Annotated in this window: 12 protein-coding genes and 4 rRNA genes; 5 read left to right on the forward strand and 11 right to left on the reverse strand. The window is 64.4% G+C overall.

What is annotated here, in order from left to right:
* Nucleotides 1–162 precede the first annotated feature (162 nt).
* The 3 genes from FVD38_RS21180 to FVD38_RS21190 all read right to left on the reverse strand — a co-directional run bounded on the left by FVD38_RS21180 (nt 163) and on the right by FVD38_RS21190 (nt 5,127).
* Complete coding sequence (locus tag FVD38_RS21180) at nt 163–537, reverse strand: YfeK family protein (protein ID WP_187271665.1); 375 nt, start codon at nt 535–537, stop codon at nt 163–165.
* Nucleotides 538–617: 80 nt separating this feature from the next.
* On the reverse strand, nt 618–4,199 hold the full coding sequence (locus FVD38_RS21185; protein WP_147936613.1) for an ABC transporter permease/M1 family aminopeptidase: 3,582 nt from the start codon (nt 4,197–4,199) through the stop codon (nt 618–620).
* 10 nt (nt 4,200–4,209) lie between these two features.
* A complete protein-coding gene (locus FVD38_RS21190; RefSeq protein ID WP_147936614.1) occupies nt 4,210–5,127 on the reverse strand; it encodes an ABC transporter ATP-binding protein in 918 nt (305 codons plus the stop codon).
* Between the two features lie 238 nt (nt 5,128–5,365).
* Between FVD38_RS21190 and FVD38_RS21195 the strand changes: the two genes are divergently transcribed.
* Nucleotides 5,366–6,883, forward strand: a complete 1,518-nt coding sequence (locus FVD38_RS21195) for a YifB family Mg chelatase-like AAA ATPase (RefSeq protein WP_147936615.1) — start codon at nt 5,366–5,368, stop codon at nt 6,881–6,883.
* A 2-nt stretch (nt 6,884–6,885) separates the two neighbouring features.
* Here FVD38_RS21195 and FVD38_RS21200 read toward each other — a convergent pair whose 3' ends face one another.
* The 4 genes from FVD38_RS21200 to FVD38_RS21215 form a co-directional block, all read right to left on the reverse strand.
* Nucleotides 6,886–8,079: an MFS transporter gene (locus FVD38_RS21200; protein WP_147936616.1), complete on the reverse strand. Its 1,194-nt coding sequence runs from the start codon at nt 8,077–8,079 to the stop codon at nt 6,886–6,888.
* A 116-nt stretch (nt 8,080–8,195) separates the two neighbouring features.
* The gene (locus FVD38_RS21205; protein WP_123070498.1) at nt 8,196–9,149 is read right to left on the reverse strand and encodes a GlxA family transcriptional regulator; all 954 of its coding nucleotides are present in this window, start codon (nt 9,147–9,149) and stop codon (nt 8,196–8,198) included.
* A 143-nt stretch (nt 9,150–9,292) separates the two neighbouring features.
* Nucleotides 9,293–11,443 (reverse strand): xanthine dehydrogenase family protein molybdopterin-binding subunit, encoded by a 2,151-nt coding sequence (locus FVD38_RS21210; RefSeq protein ID WP_147936617.1) that lies wholly within the window; start codon nt 11,441–11,443, stop codon nt 9,293–9,295.
* Nucleotides 11,436–11,900, reverse strand: a complete 465-nt coding sequence (locus tag FVD38_RS21215; protein WP_147936618.1) for a (2Fe-2S)-binding protein — start codon at nt 11,898–11,900, stop codon at nt 11,436–11,438. Before FVD38_RS21215 ends, FVD38_RS21210 begins: the two co-directional genes overlap by 8 nt.
* A 211-nt stretch (nt 11,901–12,111) precedes the next feature.
* On the opposite strand from FVD38_RS21215, the gene FVD38_RS21220 reads away from it, so the two are divergent.
* The 4 genes from FVD38_RS21220 to FVD38_RS21235 all read left to right on the forward strand — a co-directional run bounded on the left by FVD38_RS21220 (nt 12,112) and on the right by FVD38_RS21235 (nt 15,316).
* On the forward strand, nt 12,112–12,612 hold the full coding sequence (locus tag FVD38_RS21220) for a hypothetical protein (protein WP_187271666.1): 501 nt from the start codon (nt 12,112–12,114) through the stop codon (nt 12,610–12,612).
* Nucleotides 12,613–12,619: 7 nt separating this feature from the next.
* Entirely contained in the window at nt 12,620–13,354 is a 735-nt protein-coding gene (locus FVD38_RS21225) for an ABC transporter ATP-binding protein (RefSeq protein WP_147936620.1), read from the forward strand.
* Nucleotides 13,351–14,898 (forward strand): putative ABC transporter permease subunit, encoded by a 1,548-nt coding sequence (locus tag FVD38_RS21230; RefSeq protein ID WP_147936621.1) that lies wholly within the window; start codon nt 13,351–13,353, stop codon nt 14,896–14,898. The genes FVD38_RS21225 and FVD38_RS21230 overlap by 4 nt, the downstream gene beginning before the upstream one ends.
* Before the next feature lie 76 nt (nt 14,899–14,974).
* Nucleotides 14,975–15,316 carry a DUF1840 domain-containing protein gene (locus FVD38_RS21235; RefSeq protein ID WP_147936622.1) on the forward strand — a complete coding sequence of 114 codons (342 nt, stop codon included), beginning with the start codon at nt 14,975–14,977 and terminating at the stop codon, nt 15,314–15,316.
* A gap of 188 nt (nt 15,317–15,504) precedes the next feature.
* Here FVD38_RS21235 and rrf (FVD38_RS21240) read toward each other — a convergent pair.
* From rrf (FVD38_RS21240) to FVD38_RS21255, 4 genes are all read right to left on the reverse strand, one after another.
* Nucleotides 15,505–15,617 (reverse strand): 5S ribosomal RNA (gene rrf / locus FVD38_RS21240).
* A 184-nt stretch (nt 15,618–15,801) separates the two neighbouring features.
* Nucleotides 15,802–15,919 (reverse strand): 5S ribosomal RNA (gene rrf / locus FVD38_RS21245).
* A gap of 185 nt (nt 15,920–16,104) precedes the next feature.
* A 5S ribosomal RNA gene (rrf, locus tag FVD38_RS21250) occupies nt 16,105–16,219 on the reverse strand.
* 418 nt (nt 16,220–16,637) lie between these two features.
* A 23S ribosomal RNA gene (locus tag FVD38_RS21255) occupies nt 16,638–18,993 on the reverse strand; the annotation flags it as partial.

An 18,993-nucleotide genomic window follows, 5' to 3' on the forward strand; every position in this document is an offset into this window, starting at 1 on the left:
TCCCTCTCGTCGGGACCCGGCCTTTTCCGTGGCGGCCAGTCCCGCTTCCGCGGTCAGATATTATTGTTATTTAATATAGAGCAAATCCTCACACGGAAGCCATGCACGAGTCAATGCAGAGGGAATACCTACGACGGGAATTGCGCTACCGGATGCGCAAACTCAGCGCGATGGACGCGCGCTGCGATACTTCGCCAGCTCGGCCTTGAGCCAGGCGGCGCTGGCGACCGGCGCATTTCCGCCGCAGCGGACCTGATAGGGTTTGCCGCTGAGGCTGCTTTCGGTGGCGGCGCGCGCGATGAAATCCTCGCTCGATGCGACCAGGTCGCGCTTGAGCAGGTAGTCGTACTTGCGCTGGAGGTGTTTTGCCGCTTGCGCGGCGTCGTGCCAGCTGCCGTTGCGCTGGAAGCTGCAGCCGGATGCGGTCAGGTAGCCGATCAGGTGGGCGATTTCCTGACGCGCGGCGGGGGCCGGCGCAGCCAGGGACAGCAGCGGCAGGATGGCGAGCACGGAGGCAGCGACAGCAAGTTTCATCATGAGCGGCGAAGGACGAAGAAGCGCCAGTATGCCGCGTTTGGCGCCTGCGTGTCGCCCCACCCCGCCATGCCCGCCGCGGATCACTCGATAGCGACCTCCTTGCGGTTGTCGCGCGACACGCGGTCGATCATCTTGTTGTAGGGATCGACGCCCACCTCGAACGGCTGCTCCTTCACCGTGACCGTCACCACCGGATTGTCGCCGGACAGCACCCGCTTTTCCAGGAGCAGCACTTTTTCGTCGGCTTCCTTGGCCCCCGCGGCGCGGGCGAACACGCCGATCTCCACCGGCTCGTCGTAGGCGCGCGCGGTTTCCTTGCCCTTGCCGTCGGCTTCCATCTTGGCCAGGTGCAGCTTCATCGTCACGTCCCACTGGCCGTCCGGGCGCTTCTTCGCTGACGCTTCCATCACCCGGTTATCGTAGAACACGATTTTCTCGAACATGTCGGAGATCAGGGCGTGCTTGTCGGCCGGCGCCTCCGCGCGGATGTAGTCGAGCAGCTCCTTCGAGGTGGTGAACGGCGACTCTTGATAACCCTTGTCTTCGAGGAAGCGCTTGAGCGCGCGGTTCAGCGCCTGTTCGCCGATCTCGTCGCGCAGCCGATAGAAAATCAGGCTGCCCTTGCGGTAGTGGATGTAATCCTGGTTTTCCACGCGATTCAAAGGCAGCTCTTCGATCATCTCGCCGCCGCGCGAACGCAGGTAGCGATCGAGCTCGTAGCGCAGGAAGCGGCGCATCTGGTGGCGTCCGTATTCCTTCTCCATCACCATCAGCGCCGAGTACTGCGACAGCGATTCGATCAGCATGCTCGCGCCCTGCACGTTGGCGGCGGTGACCTGGTGGCCCCACCACTGGTGCGCCATCTCATGGGCCGTCACGTAGAACACGTAGTCGATGTCTTCCTTGTCGCGCAGGTCGGCGATGAAGCCGATCGACTCCGAGAACGGGATCGTATTGGCGAACGACTGGGCGAAGGCCTGGTAGTTGGGGAACTCCAGGATGCGCACCTGCTTGTGCTGGTAAGGCGTGAACTCGGTGGTGAAGTAGTCCAGCGACTTGCGGGTGGCCTCGATCATCCGGTCCACGTTGTAGCCGTGCTTGGCGTCGTAGTAGATCTCGATCGGGATGCCGTTCCAGTCGCCCTTCCTGACTTGCCAGCGGGCCGACAGGTAGGCGAAGAACGGCATCATCTTCTGGTCCATCTTGTAGTGGTAGTAGTTGCGGCCGTTCTCCTTCCACGACCGTTGCAGGTAGCCCGGCGCCAGCGCGATCTGGTCGCCGCTGGTCGACACCGTGGTCTCGAAGCCGATCCAGTCCGCACCGCCCCCGAACATCGAATCGGCGCGCGCCGCCTCGTTCTCGAGCTTGGCCATGCGCTCAGGCTCGCCCAGCCCGCGCTTGCGGCGCTCGTTGCGGTCCTTCAGCTCGTAGTCGGCCTGGTAGCCGAGCAGCGGGAAGAACTCCTGGTTGTTGAAGAAGGTGCCGTTCAGGTTGAAGGTGTCGGCCTTGCCCGAATTCGAGAAGCCCTGGCGATGCGCATCGATCGTGAAGTCGAGCGGCAGGCGCGCGCCCGGCGCCAGGGGCTCGGCCAGTTTCAGGATCCTGAAACCGGTGTCCGTATCGTCCAGCACCACCTGGTGCGGCGGCAGCTTGCCCAGGGTGGTGACGACGTGGGTGTTGAATTGCAGGCGCAGGGTATCGAGCGGCTTGTCGGTCTTGTTCTCGAGGACATAGCTGCCCTTGACGGTCACGCGGCGCTGTTCCGGATAGATGTCGACCGCGGCGCGCACGTCGATGACCTTCGGATGCGGCAGGTCCTTGTACTGGCGGTAGTCCTTCTCGTACCGGGCCTGCCTGTCCATGCTGACGTTCTTGGCTTCGTAGCGGTCCAGGGTCACGGTGTTATGGAAGATCCAGCCGCCGACCAGGGCGAAGGCGATCGTGCACAGCGCCAGCGCCACGCCCGCGCCGCCCCGCAGGCGACGGCCCGCTTCGCGCACGCGCGCACGCCACTCGACCGACTGGCCGCGCACCCAGAAGGCCTGGGCCACGATCAGCGCCGCCAGGCAGAACAGGGTCCAGTACAGCGCGAACCAGGACCAGCCCGTGACGAAGTGGCCGAAGCCGTTCATGTCCGAATACGGCGTCTCGGGCAGCAGCGCGATGTTGTACAGGTTGTGATCGAAGTGCATCACGGACAGGACGATCTGCGCGATCATCAGGACGATCACCAGCAGGTAGCCGATGAACTTGTTGTTGGTGACGACCTGCAGCACGATGGCGATCAGCGCCATGAGCACGAACGGCAGGCCGGCCATGAACACGCCCTCGACATACACCCCGAATTCGACCGGCGCCCCGCCCCGGAACAACTGGATGGCGATCGCGGTCAGGATCCCGGCGAACAGGAAGACCAGCACCACGCCCACCAGCGCCAGGCTCTTGGCGACCAGCGGCGCCCAGTTCGGCATCGGCATGGCGTCGCTCACGTCGGCGATCCTGGCCTGGCGTTCCTTGAAGATCAACTCGCCCGCGTAGAAGGTGACGATGATAATCAGGAGGAAGTTGAACGAGCCTTTCAGCAGGTCGATCATCAGGTGCGTGCGCGGGTAGACGTCGGTACCGAACATCTCGTCCAGCACGCTCGCACTGCCGACCATGTTCAGCACCCCGAACAGCAGCATGACGAGGAAGGGCACGCTCTTGAACACCGCGACGGCGTCGAAGGCAAAGATGTGCCAGCACTGGGCCCAGCGCGTGGCGCCCGTGAAGCGTGGCTGCACGCGTGGCAGCGCGACCTGCACCGGCACGTAGGCCGGCGCGGCCTGCGCCTTGGCCTTGCCGAACAGGCGCTTGCCGGTGCCGGCGCGCTGCGGCTTGAACAGGGCCAGGGTCAGGCCGACCAGCACCAGCGCGATGGCGCTCCACAGCAGGCGGTTGGCCAGCATGTAGCCCTTGAAGTCAGGCAGGCCGGCATTCGCTTCGGCGGTCGAGAAGTAGCGCGTGGCGCGGCCAAGGGCGCGCAGGCCGAAGGGATCGGCCAGCACGGCGATCCATTCATTGTCGATGTTCGAAGTAAAGCTGCCGGCGACGATCCACAGCACGAAGAAGGCCATCACGCCGACGTACACCATCATGATCGAGCGCGTGGTGGCGGCCAGCAGCATCAGCAGGGCGCCGATGAAGAACAGGTTGGGCAGGACCAGCACGCCCAGCGCCCACAGGTAGGCCGCGCCGGGGAAAGGACCCACGCGCTGGGCATCGACCCAGGGCATCACGGGACCGAGCATCGTGCCGAGCACGATCATGGCGAAGATGAGCAGGCAGGCGACCAGGCCGGCGGCAAAGCGGCCGATCAGGTAGTCGTGCTTTTTCATCGGCGTGGCGAACAGCATGTCGGAAATGCCCACTTCGCCGTCGCGCAGCACGCCGCCGGCGATGAAGATGGTGACGACGAACATCGACATCAGGCTGAAGATACCGAGCATCTGCGCGACCACAGTCGGCGCATTGCGGTTGACGTTGCCGATGCTGCCGCCGACCTGGATCGCATCGCTGGTGGTGGCGCCGAAGGCCAGCGCGCCGAAGATCAGCGCGCACACCCACAGCAGGGGCTGGCGCAGCTGGAAGTCCAGCTCGAACTTGAAGAATTCTCTCAGCATGCCGCCCTCCTTACGCAGTCACCGGCGCTGCCTGGGCGGACGCCGCCTGGCCGGCCGCGCGGCCGGCATTGCGGATCTGCAGGAAATAGACGTCTTCCAGGTCCGGCTCGACGCTCACGAAACCATCGTCCGGCTGCGACTCGGCATACACATTGATCTGCGGCCGGCCCGCCACCAGGCGGGTGGACAGCACGTTGAAGCGCTCCTGGTATTCGGGCAGGGCTTCCTGGCTGACGGTGCGGCGCCACACGCGGCTTTTCAGGGTGTCGATCGCGGCCTGCGGCTCGCCCTGCAGCAGCACCGTGCCCTTGGCGATCATGGCCATGCGCGGGCACAGGTCGGTCACGTCCTCGACGATGTGGGTCGACAGGATGACGACCACCTGCTCGCCGATCTTGGCCAGCAGGTTCAGGAAGCGGTTGCGCTCATCGGGATCGAGGCCGGCGGTCGGCTCGTCGACGATCACCAGGCGCGGTGCGCCGAGCAGCGCCTGGGCGATGCCGAAGCGCTGGCGCATGCCGCCCGAGTATGTGCCCAGGCCGCGCTTCCTCGCTTCCCACAGATTGGTCTGGTGCAGCAGGGCTTCGACGATCTCCTTGCGTTCACCCTTGGCGGTCAGGCCTTTCAGGACCGCGAAGTGGTTCAGCAGCTTTTCGGCGCTGACCTTCGGATAGACGCCGAAGTCCTGCGGCAGGTAGCCGAGCTGGCGGCGCAGGCTCTCCTTATCGGTCAAGACGTCGAGGCCGTGGAAGTGGATGCTGCCGCTGTCCGGGTCCTGCAGGGTGGCGATGGTGCGCATCAAGGAGGACTTGCCGGCGCCGTTCGGGCCGAGCAGGCCGAACATGCCGTTCGGGATCTCGAGGCTGACATCGTTGATGGCTTTGACGCCGTTGGCATACGTCTTGTTGAGCTGCTTGATCGATAACATCGGCGGTGACTCCTGGCCTGTGAATGGTGACGGATATTTCCTTGCAGATAATGTAGCGTTAGTAGATTCCACTGTCAGGTTTTTGTGACAGGCGGTAGAAAAGCCGGAATGGACGACGAATTCGGGGGCATATGCGTACGTCATGCAGTTCGAATACTCAGGCCTGTCCGCACGCAACAGATGGCGCCGCGCGCGCCGTACGATAGGGCCTTCCCAGCGTTCATGCGGAAGGAATACTATGAGTCTGGCCGTCCTCAGAAGCCGTGCCCTGGCCGGCATGGAAGCGCCCGCAGTCAATGTCGAAGTCCACTTGGCCAATGGTCTCCCCGGCATCGCGATCGTCGGCCTGCCAGATACCGAGGTACGCGAAGCGAAAGACCGCGTGCGCGCGGCGCTGCAGAATTCCGGCTTCGACCTCCCGGCGCGCCGCATCACGATCAACCTGGCGCCGGCCGACCTGCCGAAAGAGTCCGGCCGCTTCGACCTGCCCATCGCGCTGGGCATCCTTGCCGCCTCGCGCCAGATTCGCGACGATGCGCTGCACCGCTACGAATTCGCGGGCGAGCTGTCGCTGTCGGGAGAGTTGCGGCCGGTACGCGGCGCGCTGGCGATGGCATTCGCGATGGCGCGTGACGGAGACGATGAGATGCGCGCCTTCATCCTGCCGCTGGCCAATGCCGACGAAGCGGCGCTGGTCGAGGCGGCCGCGATCCTTCCCGCGCGTACCCTGCTCGAAGTCTGCGCCCACTTCGCCAACGCGCCCGACGCGCCGAAGCTGGCGCGCCATCATGGCCCCGGCATGTCGCATGCGCCGCGTTACCCCGACTTCGCCGAGGTCAAGGGCCAGCAGCATGCCAAGCGCGCGCTCGAGGTGGCGGCGGCCGGGGCGCACTCCGTCCTGCTGGTCGGCCCGCCAGGCGCCGGCAAGAGCATGCTGGCGGCGCGCCTGCCAGGCCTGCTGCCGCCGATGAGCGAGGGCGAGGCGCTCGAATCGGCCGCCGTGCAGTCGCTGGCCGGCGGCTTCGCGCCCGAACGCTGGCGCCAGCGGCCATTTCGCAGTCCGCACCACACGACGTCCGGCGTGGCCCTGGTCGGCGGCGGCAACCTGCCGCGGCCGGGAGAAGTATCGCTGGCCCATCACGGGGTGCTGTTCCTCGACGAGCTGCCCGAGTTCGAGCGCCGCGTACTGGAAGTGCTGCGTGAGCCGCTGGAATCGGGATCGATCACGATCTCGCGCGCGGCCCACCAGGCCGACTTCCCGGCGCGCTTCCAGCTGATCGCGGCGATGAATCCCTGTCCCTGCGGCTGGCTGGGCCATGCCAGCGGCAAGTGCCGCTGCACGCCGGACGCCGTGCTGCGCTATCAGGGACGCATATCGGGGCCGCTGCTCGACCGCATCGACATCCAGCTGCCGGTGGCGGCCATGGCGCCCGACGGCATGGGCGCGCAAGCCGACGGCGAGCCGAGCGCCGTGATCGCGCAGCGGGTGGCGCGGGCCCATGCGCGCCAGCTCGCGCGCCAGGGACGGCCCAATAGCCAGCTGGGGCCGGGCGAGATCGACCGCCATTGCGCGCCGGACGAGGCCGGGCGCCGGCTGCTGCACGACGCGGCCCGGCACCTGCACTGGTCGGCGCGGGCCTACCACCGCGTGCTCAAGGTGGCGCGCACGATCGCCGACCTGGCGGACGTGGACGAGGTGCGGTCGAAGCAGGTGGCAGAGGCGATCGGGTATCGGCGCGCGCTGCGTGACGACTGAAGTCACTTGCGCGCAACCGCGCGGCCGCCGGCGGCCAGCGCCAGCAGCAGGGCGAGCACTTCGAAGCCGCTGCCGACCCAGCCCACCTGCCCGGCCGACCAGCGCACCACGGCCAGGCCGCCGAGCATGGCGCCCAGCGCGAAGCCGGCGTACTGCACCGATGCGTTCAGCGACAGCACCACCGGCGCCAGGCCCACGCCGCTGCGCGCCACCAGGCTGCTCTGCTGGGCGGGAAAGAAACCCCAGGTGCTCATGCCCCACATGACGATGCCGGGCGCCACCGCCGCCATGCCCCAGTGGCCGAGCCCGGCCAGCATGCCGAGGTAGGCGAAGGACAGCGCCAGCAGCGCCAGCGAGAACAGCACCACCCGCCGCGCGCCGAAGCGATCGCTGGCGCGTCCGCCCAGGGCCAGGCCGATCGCGGCCGAGACGCCCCACAGCAGCATGACGGCGCTCATGCGCTCGGGCGGCAGATGGCTCACCTGTTCCAGGTAGGGAGCAAGATAGGTCAAGGTGGCGTAGGTCCCGGTACCCCAGGCCAGCGTCACCAGCAGGGTTGGCAGCACACCGGGCAGGCGCGCCGCTTCAATGCGCGCGCGCAGGTCGGGCGGCGCCGTGCCCGCGCCGAGGAACCGCGGCAGCCCAATGGCCAGCCCGGCCGTCGCCGCCAGCGACAGCAGCGCCACGGCGCCGAAGGTCGCGCGCCAGCTCATGGCATTGCCGAGCAGCGTACCGAGCGGCACGCCGAGCACGATCGCCACCGTCATCCCGCCGCTCACCATGGCCAGTGCACGCCCTCGCTGTTCCGGCGCGGCCAGCGTGCCGGCCAGCGCCATTGCGGCCGGCGCATACAGGCCGGCCGTCAGCGCCAGCAGGATGCGCGCGCTCATCAGGCCTGCGTAGCCGTGACTGGCCCAGGCCAGCGCGTTCCCGAGCGCGAATGCCGCCATCGCAATCACCAGCAGCGCGCGGCGTGGCAGGTTGGCGGTGACGATCGCCAGCACCGGACCACCCAGCGCATAGGTCAGGGCGAACGCCGTCACCAGTTGGCCGGCCGAGGCCTCGCCGACGCCCAGGTCGCTGGCGATGCCCGGCAGCAGGCCGGCGATCATGAAGCTTTCGGTGCCGATGGCGAACATGCCCAGCGCCAGCAGATAAAGTGTGGCCGTCGGTAGTGGGCGCTGTGGATGGTCCATGCGTGCTCCTGCGATGTCTGCGCCATTGGCGCGATAAGACATCTTTGCAGAAGCATCGCCGCGTCGTGGGACGGGGATCCCTCGATTACGGACAGCCGTGACGGCCGGGCAGACTGCTAGGCCAACGCCTGCTCGCGCGCCGCGCGCTTGATCGCCTGCGGTGGCTGGCCGAAGGCGCGCAGGAAGGCGCGCCGCATGCGCTCGGGGTCGGCGAAGCCGGTCTCGCGCGCGACCACGTCGATCGAGTGGTTGCTGGTCTCGATCATGGCGCGCGCCGCCTCGACCCGCAGCACCTCGATCGCGCGCGCCGGCGATTGCCCGGTCTCGAGGCGGAAGCTGCGGCTGAACTGGCGCGTGCTCAGGTTGGCCGCTTCGGCCAGCTCGTCGACCGACAGCGGCCGCCGCAGGTGGCTCTTGGCGTAGGTGAGGGCCTGCTGGATGCGGTCCGATTTCGGCTCCAGCTCGAGCAGGGCCGAGAACTGCGACTGGCCGCCGCTGCGGCGGTGGTAAACCACCATCTGGCGCGCGATGTGCTTCGACGCGTCCTTGCCAAGATCTTCTTCCACCATCGCCAGGCACAGGTCGATGCAGGCGGTCATGCCGGCCGAGGTCCACACGCGGCCGTCGTTGATGTAGATGCGGTCTTCCTCGATGCGCGACTTCGGATAGGCGCGCTGCAGGTCGCGCGCCAGCGCCCAGTGGGTGGTCGCGCGGCGGCCGTCGATCAGGCCGGCCTCGGCCAGGATGAAGGCGCCGGTGCAGATGCTGGCGGTGCGGCGCGAGGCATCGCTGGCTTCGCGCAGGAAGCCCAGGAAGGGCGCGCTCGACTTGAAGCCCACCGGGGTCATGATGCCGGCCACGATCAGGGTGTCGTAGTCGCGCCGGTCGAAGGCTTCGGTGAACACGCCGACGCCGGACGAGCTGGCGAGCACGCCGCCGTGCTCCGACAGCATGGTCATGTCATAGAAAGGCCCGCCGTCGAGACCGTTGGCGATCTCGAATACTGTGGTGGCCATGAGGTCGAGCGCCTGGAAGCCGGGCGGGAACAGGAATCCGATTCTGCGTTTCATGATGGTCCTAGAATGCGCAACAAGGAAAATAATACGCCAAGAAGCGCCGGGCGGGCCGAAGTCCTCCATCTTTCGAAGGAGACTGGCCCGCCCGGCGCGACCGTCCCGTTGCGGCTGGGCTCAGGCGGTGCTCAGGTGGTTACTCACGCTTCCTGCAGCTGCTCGGGCCCGATCGGCAGCGTGCGCACGCGCTTGCCGGTGGCCGCGAACACGGCATTGGCGAGCGACGGGAACAGCGCGGCGGTGCCCGGCTCGCCGATGCCGCCCGGCGCTTCGCGGCTGGCCACGATATGGGTCTCGATCGCGGGCGCCTCGTTGATGCGCAAGACCCGCACGTCGTGGAAGTTCGACTGCTGGATGCGGCCTCCCGCCACGGTCGCCTTGCCCCACAGCGCGGCCGAGATGCCGAAGTTGATGCCGCTCTCGAGCTGGGCACGGATGGTGTCCGGGTTGATCGCGACGCCGGTATCGACCGCCGCGACCACGCGCTTGACCGCCACCTCGCCTTCCTTGCTCACCGCGACGTCGGTCACCAGCGCCAGATAGGTGCCGAACACGTGCTGCAGCGAGACGCCGCGGCCCTGCCCTTCTGGAAGCGGCTTGCCCCAGCCGGCCTTGTCGGCGGCCAGGCGCAGCACCGCCAGCGCACGCGGATTGTCCTTCACGAGCGCGCTGCGATAGGCGACCGGATCCTTGCCGGCGGCGGCCGCCAGCTCGTCGATGAAGCTCTCGACCACGAACAGGTTGTGCGCCGGACCCACGCCGCGCCAGAAGCCGGTCGGCACCGGCGGCTCGTGGTTCACGTACTCGACCAGCATGCTGGGGAAGACATAGGGCGGATGCATGGCGCCCTCGACCACCTCTTCGTCGAAGCCGTTGACGTAGCCGGTCGGGAAGAAGCGCTTGATGGTCGACGGGCCGGTGATGCGGTGGCTCCAGGCCAGCGGCATACCCTCGCCGTCGACGCGCGCCTCGATCCGGTCGTAAAAGCCCCCGCGGTAGATGTCGTGCTGGGTATCTTCCTCGCGGCTCCAGGTGACCTTCACCGGGCCCTTCACGTGGCGTGCGATCTGCACCGCGCGCGTGACCATGTCGACCTCCAGGCGGCGGCCGAAGCCACCGCCCAGGTAGTGGTTGTGCACCGTCACTTGGTCCGGTTCGAGCCCCGCCGCCTTGGCCGCCGCCGCCCGGCTGAGGGTCATCACCTGGGTGCCGAGCCACAGCTCGCAACTGCCGTCCTTCACGTGCACGGTGCAGTTGAGCGGCTCCATGGCGGCGTGGATCAGGTAGGGCTGCTCGTACATGGCCGCGATGCGCTTGCCGCCCGCTTTGGCCGGCTCGCCCTCCTGCCGCACCTTCGCCGCCGGACCTTCGGACGCCCTGGCCAGCGCGGTCGACAAGGCCGCGCTGTCGACCCTGGCGTTGGGGCCGTCGTCCCAGACGATCTCCAGCGCCGCCAGTCCCTTGCGCGCGGCGCCGGTGTGGTCGGCGATCACGGCCAGGCAGTCGTCGAGCTTGACCACCTGGCGCACGCCCTTCACCGCCAGCGCCTTGCGCTCGTCGACGCTTTTGAGGCTGCCGCCAAAGGCGGGCGACTGCGCCAGCGCTGCGAATTTCATGCCCGGCACCATCGCGTCGATGCCGTATTTGGCGCTGCCGTTGACCTTCAGAGGGGTGTCGAGGCGCTTGCCCGGCTTGCCGATCAGGACGAAGTCGGCCTCCTTGAGCTTGACGTCGGCCGGCGCCGGGACCGGCAAGGCGGCCGCCTGCGCCGCCAGGGCGCCATACTTCAGGCGCCGGCCGCTGGGGCGGTGCACGACTTCACCGTTGCGGGCCTGGCACTCGGACGGGCTGACCTTCCACTGGCTGGCCGCGGCCTGCACCAGCATCATGCGCGCGGCGGCGCCGGCCTGGCGCATCGGCAGCCAGGCGGCGCGCATGGACGTCGAGCCGCCCGTGATCTGCAGGCCAAGCAACGGGTTGCCATACAGCTTGTCGTCGGCGCCGGCGTGCCTGACCCGCACCTGGTCCAGGCCCACCTCGAGCTCTTCGGCCACCAGCATCGGGATCGAGGTATAGGTGCCCTGGCCCATCTCGATATAGGGCATGGTGATGGTGACCAGGCCATCGGCGCCGATCAGCACGAAGGCGTTCGGCTCGAACGTGCGGGCGGTCGCGGCCATCGCCGGATGGCTGGCGCCATCGAGGACGACGCCCAGCAGCAGGCCGCCACCGGCGGCGGCGCCGGCCACCAGGAAAGCGCGGCGCGGCAGGTTGGGCAGATCGTTACGCATGGCGGCCTCCTGCCAGCGTGAGCGCGGCGGCCTTGATGCCGGCGCGGATGCGCGGATAGGTGCCGCAGCGGCAGATATTGCCGCTCATGGCGGCGTCGATGTCTTCGTCGGTGGGCTTGGCGTTGGACTTGAGCAGGGCCGCGGCCGACATCAGCTGGCCCGATTGACAGTAGCCGCACTGGACCACCTCCTGGTCGAGCCAGGCCTTCTGCAGCGCGGCGCCGATGCGCGAGGCGCCGAGCGTCTCGATGGTCGCGACGTCGGCCCTGCCCACCGCCTCGACGCTGGTGAGGCAGGAGCGGGTCGGCACGCCATCCACGTGTACCGTGCAGGCGCCGCACAAGCCCATGCCGCAGCCGAATTTCGTCCCCGTCATGCCCAGCACGTCGCGCAGCACCCACAACACCGGCGTGTCGCCGTCGACGTCCACCTCATGGTTCTTTCCGTTGACCTTCATGCCATCCCCCTGGACTTGGTTTGTTTGGCGAATGGTCGCAGAACTGGCCCGCCTGGAGCGGACGTAAACCCCACGATTCAGGACATCTGGCCATGCCGCCATGTCCAAAGAATACCGTTGCCGCCCTCCCCCAAAAAACGGCAAAGGAGATAGACACTGCTGCTACTATCGCGCTATGCACCCGACAATGCGACCAACCAATCCGCTCCGAATGCGCTTGCGCATCCTCGTCCCGGCCCTGCTGGCGGCAAGCCTCCTGGCCGCCTGCAATCCCACCTATAACTGGCGCGAACACACGAGCCAGGAGGGCCACTACAAGATCCTGTTCCCGGCCAAGCCGGCCACCTTCACGCGCGCGGTGGACCTGGACGGCCTGCGGGTGCAGATGACCATGACGGCGGCCGAAATCGACGGCGCCACCTTCGCCGTCGGCGCCGCCACGGCGCCGGACGCCGCCCACGCACGCGCCGCGCTGCCGGCGATGCGCCAGGCCCTGCTGCGCAATATCGGCGCCGCTGACGATGCGGCGCCAGCGGTACAGGACGGCCTGCGCGTGGAGGCGACGGGCGCCGCCAACGGCAAGCCGATGCACCTGCATGGCCGCTTCGAGGCGCGCGGCGAGCGCTTCTACCAGGTCATCGTGCTCGGACCGGCGAACGCGGCGCCGCCCGAGCAGGTCGACCAGTTCCTGTCCTCGTTCGCGCCCCAGTGAGACCGTCATGATTGAACATCCACCCGCCCTGCGCCTGGCCGGCCTGCGCAAGGATTTCGGCCGCCCCGCCGTCGATGGCCTCGACCTGGTCGTGCGGCGCGGCGAGTTCTATGCCCTCCTCGGCCCCAACGGCGCCGGCAAGACCACCACGCTGCGGCTGGTCAGCGGCCTGCTGGCGCCGGACGCCGGCAGCATCGAGGTGCTCGGCATCGACCTGGCCAGCGCACCGGCGGCGGCCAAGGCCAGGATGGCCTACCTGCCGGACGAGCCGATGTTGTACGGGAAGCTCAAGCCCTTCGAGTACCTGGAATTCGTGGCCGGGCTGTGGGGCGTGCGCGCGCAAGATGCCGAACCGCGCGCGCGTGAACTGCTCGACTGGCTCGACCTGAGCCGGCATGCGCACGAGCTGACCGAAGGATTCTCGCGCGGGATGAAGCAGAAGCTGGCCCTGGCCGGGGCCCTGATCCACGAACCAGAATTATTAATCCTCGACGAACCGCTCACCGGCCTGGATGCGGTCGCGGCGCGCCAGGTGAAAGACCTGCTGCTGGCCCACGTCGCCAAGGGCGGCACGGTGATCCTGACCACGCACATCCTCGAAGTGGCGGAGCGGCTGGCGCAGCGCATCGGAATCATCCGCCAGGGCCGCCTGATCGCCGAAGGCACGCTGGACGAACTGCGCGCCCGCACCCGGGGCGGCAGTCTGGAAGACGTGTTCCTGCAGCTCACGGCCGCGCCATGATGACCGCGCCGGGCAGCGTCGGCTGGCTGCTGCGGCACGAGCTGCGGCTGGCCTGGTTTAATGCCTCGGGCGGCAAGGAAGGCGGCGGCAAGCGGCGGCCGGGCAATGCGGCGATCGGCTTGGCGCTGGTCGGCTGGGCCGCCCTGCACCTGCTGGCATGGGTGGCCGTGCGCGACCTGGTCGGCTTGGCGGGCGACGATCCGCGCATCCTGCTCGCCATCTCGGCCGTGCTGGCGGGCGGCGCGACCTTCATGTTGTCGTCGGCGATCAAGTCGAGCGTGCTGGTGCTGTTCGAGCGCAGCGACCTCGATCTGCTGCTGTCCTCGCCCCTGCCCTCGCACAGCATTTTTACCGTGCGCCTGGCCGGCGTGGCGGCCAGCACCGCCGCTGTGTACCTGTTCTTCCTGGCGCCGTTCGCCCATGCCGGCCTGCTGCAGGGGCAGTGGCGCTGGCTCGGCATCTATCCGGGCGTGATCTCGCTCGCGGTGCTGTGCAGCTGCCTTGCGATGCTGCTCACGCTCGGCCTGGTGCGCGTGCTCGGTGCACGTCGTACCCGCGTGGTGGCGCAGGTGATCGGGGCGCTGGCTGGCGCCCTGCTGGTTATCGCATCCCAGCTGCATGCGCTGTCGTCCAGGGATACGCAAGGCCGCGTGCGCGAGATGCTGGACGGGCTGCTGCGCCAGGATGGCGTGGGCGATCTCCCTTTGCTGCTGCCGGCGCGCGCCATGCTGGGTGAACCGCTGCCGATGCTGCTGCTGGCGGTGCTGGCTGCCGCGATATTCGTGCTAACGGCGCGGCGTACCCACCGCTTCTTCGCACACGGCCTGCAGTTGGCGGCATCGGCGGCGCGTACGGGGACGGCGCGCGCCACGCCGCTGACTTTGCGCTTCGGCCGCAGCCTGTTCCATACCGTCGTCATCAAGGAGTGGCGCCTGATCGTGCGCGATCCGCATCTGCTGTCGCAGGTGCTGCTGCAGCTGCTGTTCCTGCTGCCCTTGTTCTTCCTTGTCTTCCAGCGCGCCGACGTGCAGGTGCAGGCGCTGGGCGCCGGGCTGACGCTGCTGTGCGGATCGCTGACCGGCGCGCTGGCCTGGGTCGCCTTGTCGGCCGAGGACGCGCCGGACCTGCTGCTGGTGTCGCCCGCGTCACAGCGCACGGTGCGGCGCGCCAAGCTGGCTGCAGCCATCATGCCGGTGCTGGCGCTGGTGGCTGTCCCGCTGCTGTGGCTGACTGTTCGTACGCCGGCAGCGGGGCTGATCGTCTGTTTCGCCGTATGTGGCGCAGTGCTGGGCGCCGGGTTGATCGTGTTCTGGTGCGGCCGGCCTGGCGTGCGCAGCAATTTCAAGGGCCGCGGCAAGGGCGGCTTCGTGATGAATATGCTCGAGTTACTTAACAGCCTGGCCTGGGGAGCGCTGGGCTGGTTCCTGGCCGGGGCGACGCGCACGCCCTTGTCGGATGCGGGCGCGCTGGCGGTGGTAGGGAGCAGTGCGCTGGCGGTCGTCGTGCTTGGGGCCGCCTGGCTCCTGCGGGTAAAACGTACCTGAGTTGTGCGAGCGCGCGCACTGTGAGCTTGCGTCAGTCGTGCTATCGTTTAGACACTAACAAAACCAAGAGATAGCCATGTTGATTACCTTTAAATGCAGATCCTACCCAGAGGTCTTGATGTACCAGGAGCATGCCAAGCGCATCCTCGACCTGTTGCACAAGGAACCGGAACGCGGTGTCATCACCGCAGCAGAAGCGGAACAAGTGATCCCGCGCCTAGAGGCCGAGATCGAAGAGAGCCGCAAGCATCAGGCGACCGAACAGGTGGCGCAAGATGTCCAGGCGCATCATCGCGATGAAGATGACCATGAACATCAACCGATCGAGGTGGTCACGTTCTCGGCACGGATGTATCCGCTGCTGGAAATGATGCGCTCGGCGCGGGATAACAAGACCGATATCTTGTGGGGTGTTTGACGTTCCCACGACTCGACGCTGGCCAAGGCCGATCCGATACCTGATCGCGCCGTAGGGTGGATGGCTCTGCCATCCACGCGTTCAACCGTCCGATGAGTAATCCAGCTGCGTGGATCCACGACGATTTTCCGAGTCAGAAAGCAAAAAACCCCACCAGGATCACCTGGTGGGGTTTTTCTATATAACTAGCCTGACGATAACCTACTTTCACACTGGTTGCAGCACTATCATCGGCGCAAAGTCGTTTCACGGTCCTGTTCGGGATGGGAAGGGGTGGGACCGACTTGCTATGGTCATCAGGCATAACTTGTACGAGCAGTCGCGACAATTCGCGCCTGCTCTGAATCTGGAAGAAGTAATGTTGGGTTGTAGCTTGTATTCAAGCAGTTGTACTCGTCACAACCTTGACTACCAAGGTTATAGGGACAAGCCTTACGGGCAATTAGTATCAGTTAGCTTAATGCATTACTGCACTTCCACACCTGACCTATCAACGTCCTGGTCTCGAANCACACTGGTTGCAGCACTATCATCGGCGCAAAGTCGTTTCACGGTCCTGTTCGGGATGGGAAGGGGTGGGACCGACTTGCTATGGTCATCAGGCATGACTTGTACGAGCAGTCGCGATAGTTCGCGCATGCTCTGAATCTGGAAGAAGTAATGTTGGGTTGTAGCTTGTATTCAAGCGAGTTGTACTCGTCACAACCTTGACTACCAAGGTTATAGGGACAAGCCTTACGGGCAATTAGTATCAGTTAGCTTAATGCATTACTGCACTTCCACACCTGACCTATCAACGTCCTGGTCTCNCACACTGGTTGCAGCACTATCATCGGCGCAAAGTCGTTTCACGGTCCTGTTCGGGATGGGAAGGGGTGGGACCGACTTGCTATGGTCATCAGGCATGACTTGTACGAGCAGTCGCGACAGTGCGCGCATGCTCTGAATCTGGAAGAAGTAATGTTGGGTTGTAGCTTGTATTCAAGCAAGCTGTACTCGTCACAACCTTGACTACCAAGGTTATAGGGACAAGCCTTACGGGCAATTAGTATCAGTTAGCTTAATGCATTACTGCACTTCCACACCTGACCTATCAACGTCCTGGTCTCGAACGACCCTTCAAGGAGCTCAAGGCTCCGGGAAATCTCATCTCAAGGCAAGTTTCCCGCTTAGATGCTTTCAGCGGTTATCTCTTCCGAACTTAGCTACCCGGCAATGCCACTGGCGTGACAACCNTGCTCTGAATCTGGAAGAAGTAATGTTGGGTTGTAGCTTGTATTCAAGCAGTTGTACTCGTCACAACCTTGACTACCAAGGTTATAGGGACAAGCCTTACGGGCAATTAGTACTGGTTAGCTTAATGCATTACTGCACTTCCACACCCAGCCTATCAACGTCCTGGTCTCGAACGACCCTTCAAGGAGCTCAAGGCTCCGGGAAATCTCATCTCAAGGCAAGTTTCCCGCTTAGATGCTTTCAGCGGTTATCTCTTCCGAACTTAGCTACCCGGCAATGCCACTGGCGTGACAACCGGTACACCAGAGGTTCGTCCACTCCGGTCCTCTCGTACTAGGAGCAGCCCCCTTCAAATTTCCAACGCCCACGGCAGATAGGGACCAAACTGTCTCACGACGTTTTAAACCCAGCTCACGTACCACTTTAAATGGCGAACAGCCATACCCTTGGGACCGGCTACAGCCCCAGGATGTGATGAGCCGACATCGAGGTGCCAAACTCCCCCGTCGATATGAACTCTTGGGAGGAATCAGCCTGTTATCCCCAGAGTACCTTTTATCCGTTGAGCGATGGCCCTTCCATACAGAACCACCGGATCACTATGTCCTACTTTCGTACCTGCTCGACTTGTCGGTCTCGCAGTTAAGCACGCTTATGCCATTGCACTATTAGCACGATGTCCGACCGTACCTAGCGTACCTTCGAACTCCTCCGTTACACTTTAGGAGGAGACCGCCCCAGTCAAACTGCCTACCATGCACTGTCCCCGATCCGGATAACGGACCAAGGTTAGAACCTCAAATGAACCAGGGTGGTATTTCAAGGATGGCTCCATAGAGACTGGCGTCCCTACTTCAAAGCCTCCCACCTATCCTACACAGATTGATTCAAAGTCCAATGCAAAGCTACAGTAAAGGTTCATGGGGTCTTTCCGTCTAGCCGCGGGTAGATTGCATCATCACAAACATTTCAACTTCGCTGAGTCTCGGGAGGAGACAGTGTGGCCATCGTTACGCCATTCGTGCAGGTCGGAACTTACCCGACAAGGAATTTCGCTACCTTAGGACCGTTATAGTTACGGCCGCCGTTTACTGGGACTTCAATCAAGAGCTTGCACCCCATCATTTAATCTTCCAGCACCGGGCAGGCGTCACACCCTATACGTCCACTTTCGTGTTTGCAGAGTGCTGTGTTTTTATTAAACAGTCGCAGCCACCATTTTATTGCAACCCGTTCATCCTTCCACAGTAAAGTGGTCAAACTACTAGGGCGTACCTTATCCCGAAGTTACGGTACCAATTTGCCGAGTTCCTTCTCCCGAGTTCTCTCAAGCGCCTTAGAATACTCATCTCGCCCACCTGTGTCGGTTTGCGGTACGGTCTCGTATGACTGAAGCTTAGAGGCTTTTCTTGGAACCACTTCCGATTGCTTCATCGCACATGGCGACTCGTCTCAACCCCTTGAATTACGTACCCGGATTTGCCTAAGTACCTTCTATGAGTNTATGAGTCAAAAACTGACTATTCCAACAGTCAGACAACCTTCCGCGATCCGTCCCCCCATCGCATCATACGACGGTGCAGGAATATTAACCTGCTTCCCATCAGCTACGCATCTCTGCCTCGCCTTAGGGGCCGACTCACCCTGCTCCGATGAACGTTGAACAGGAAACCTTGGGCTTACGGCGTGCGGGCTTTTCACCCGCATTATCGCTACTCATGTCAGCATTCGCACTTCTGATACCTCCAGCATCCTTTACAAGACACCTTCGCAGGCTTACAGAACGCTCTCCTACCATATAGATCAAGTGATAAATCACGAGAAATATATCCGCAGCTTCGGTGACTGGCTTAGCCCCGTTACATCTTCCGCGCAGGACGACTCGATCAGTGAGCTATTACGCTTTCTTTAAATGGTGGCTGCTTCTAAGCCAACATCCTGACTGTTTTAGCCTTCCCACTTCGTTTTCCACTTAGCCAATCTTTGGGACCTTAGCTGGCGGTCTGGGTTGTTTCCCTCTTGACACCGGACGTTAGCACCCGATGTCTGTCTCCCAAGCTCGCACTCATCGGTATTCGGAGTTTGCAATGGGTTGGTAAGTCGCAATGACCCCCTAGCCATAACAGTGCTCTACCCCCGATGGTGATACTTGAGGCACTACCTAAATAGTTTTCGGAGAGAACCAGCTATTTCCAAGTTTGTTTAGCCTTTCACCCCTACCCACAGCTCATCCCCTAATTTTTCAACATTAGTGGGTTCGGACCTCCAGGGCGTGTTACCGCACCTTCATCCTGGCCATGGGTAGATCACTTGGTTTCGGGTCTACACCCAGCGACTGTCGCCCTATTCGGACTCGATTTCTCTACGGCTCCCCTATTCGGTTAACCTTGCCACTGAATGTAAGTCGCTGACCCATTATACAAAAGGTACGCAGTCACCCC

This window comes from Massilia arenae, from assembly GCF_008014745.1.
Lineage (GTDB): Bacteria > Pseudomonadota > Gammaproteobacteria > Burkholderiales > Burkholderiaceae_D > Telluria > Telluria arenae.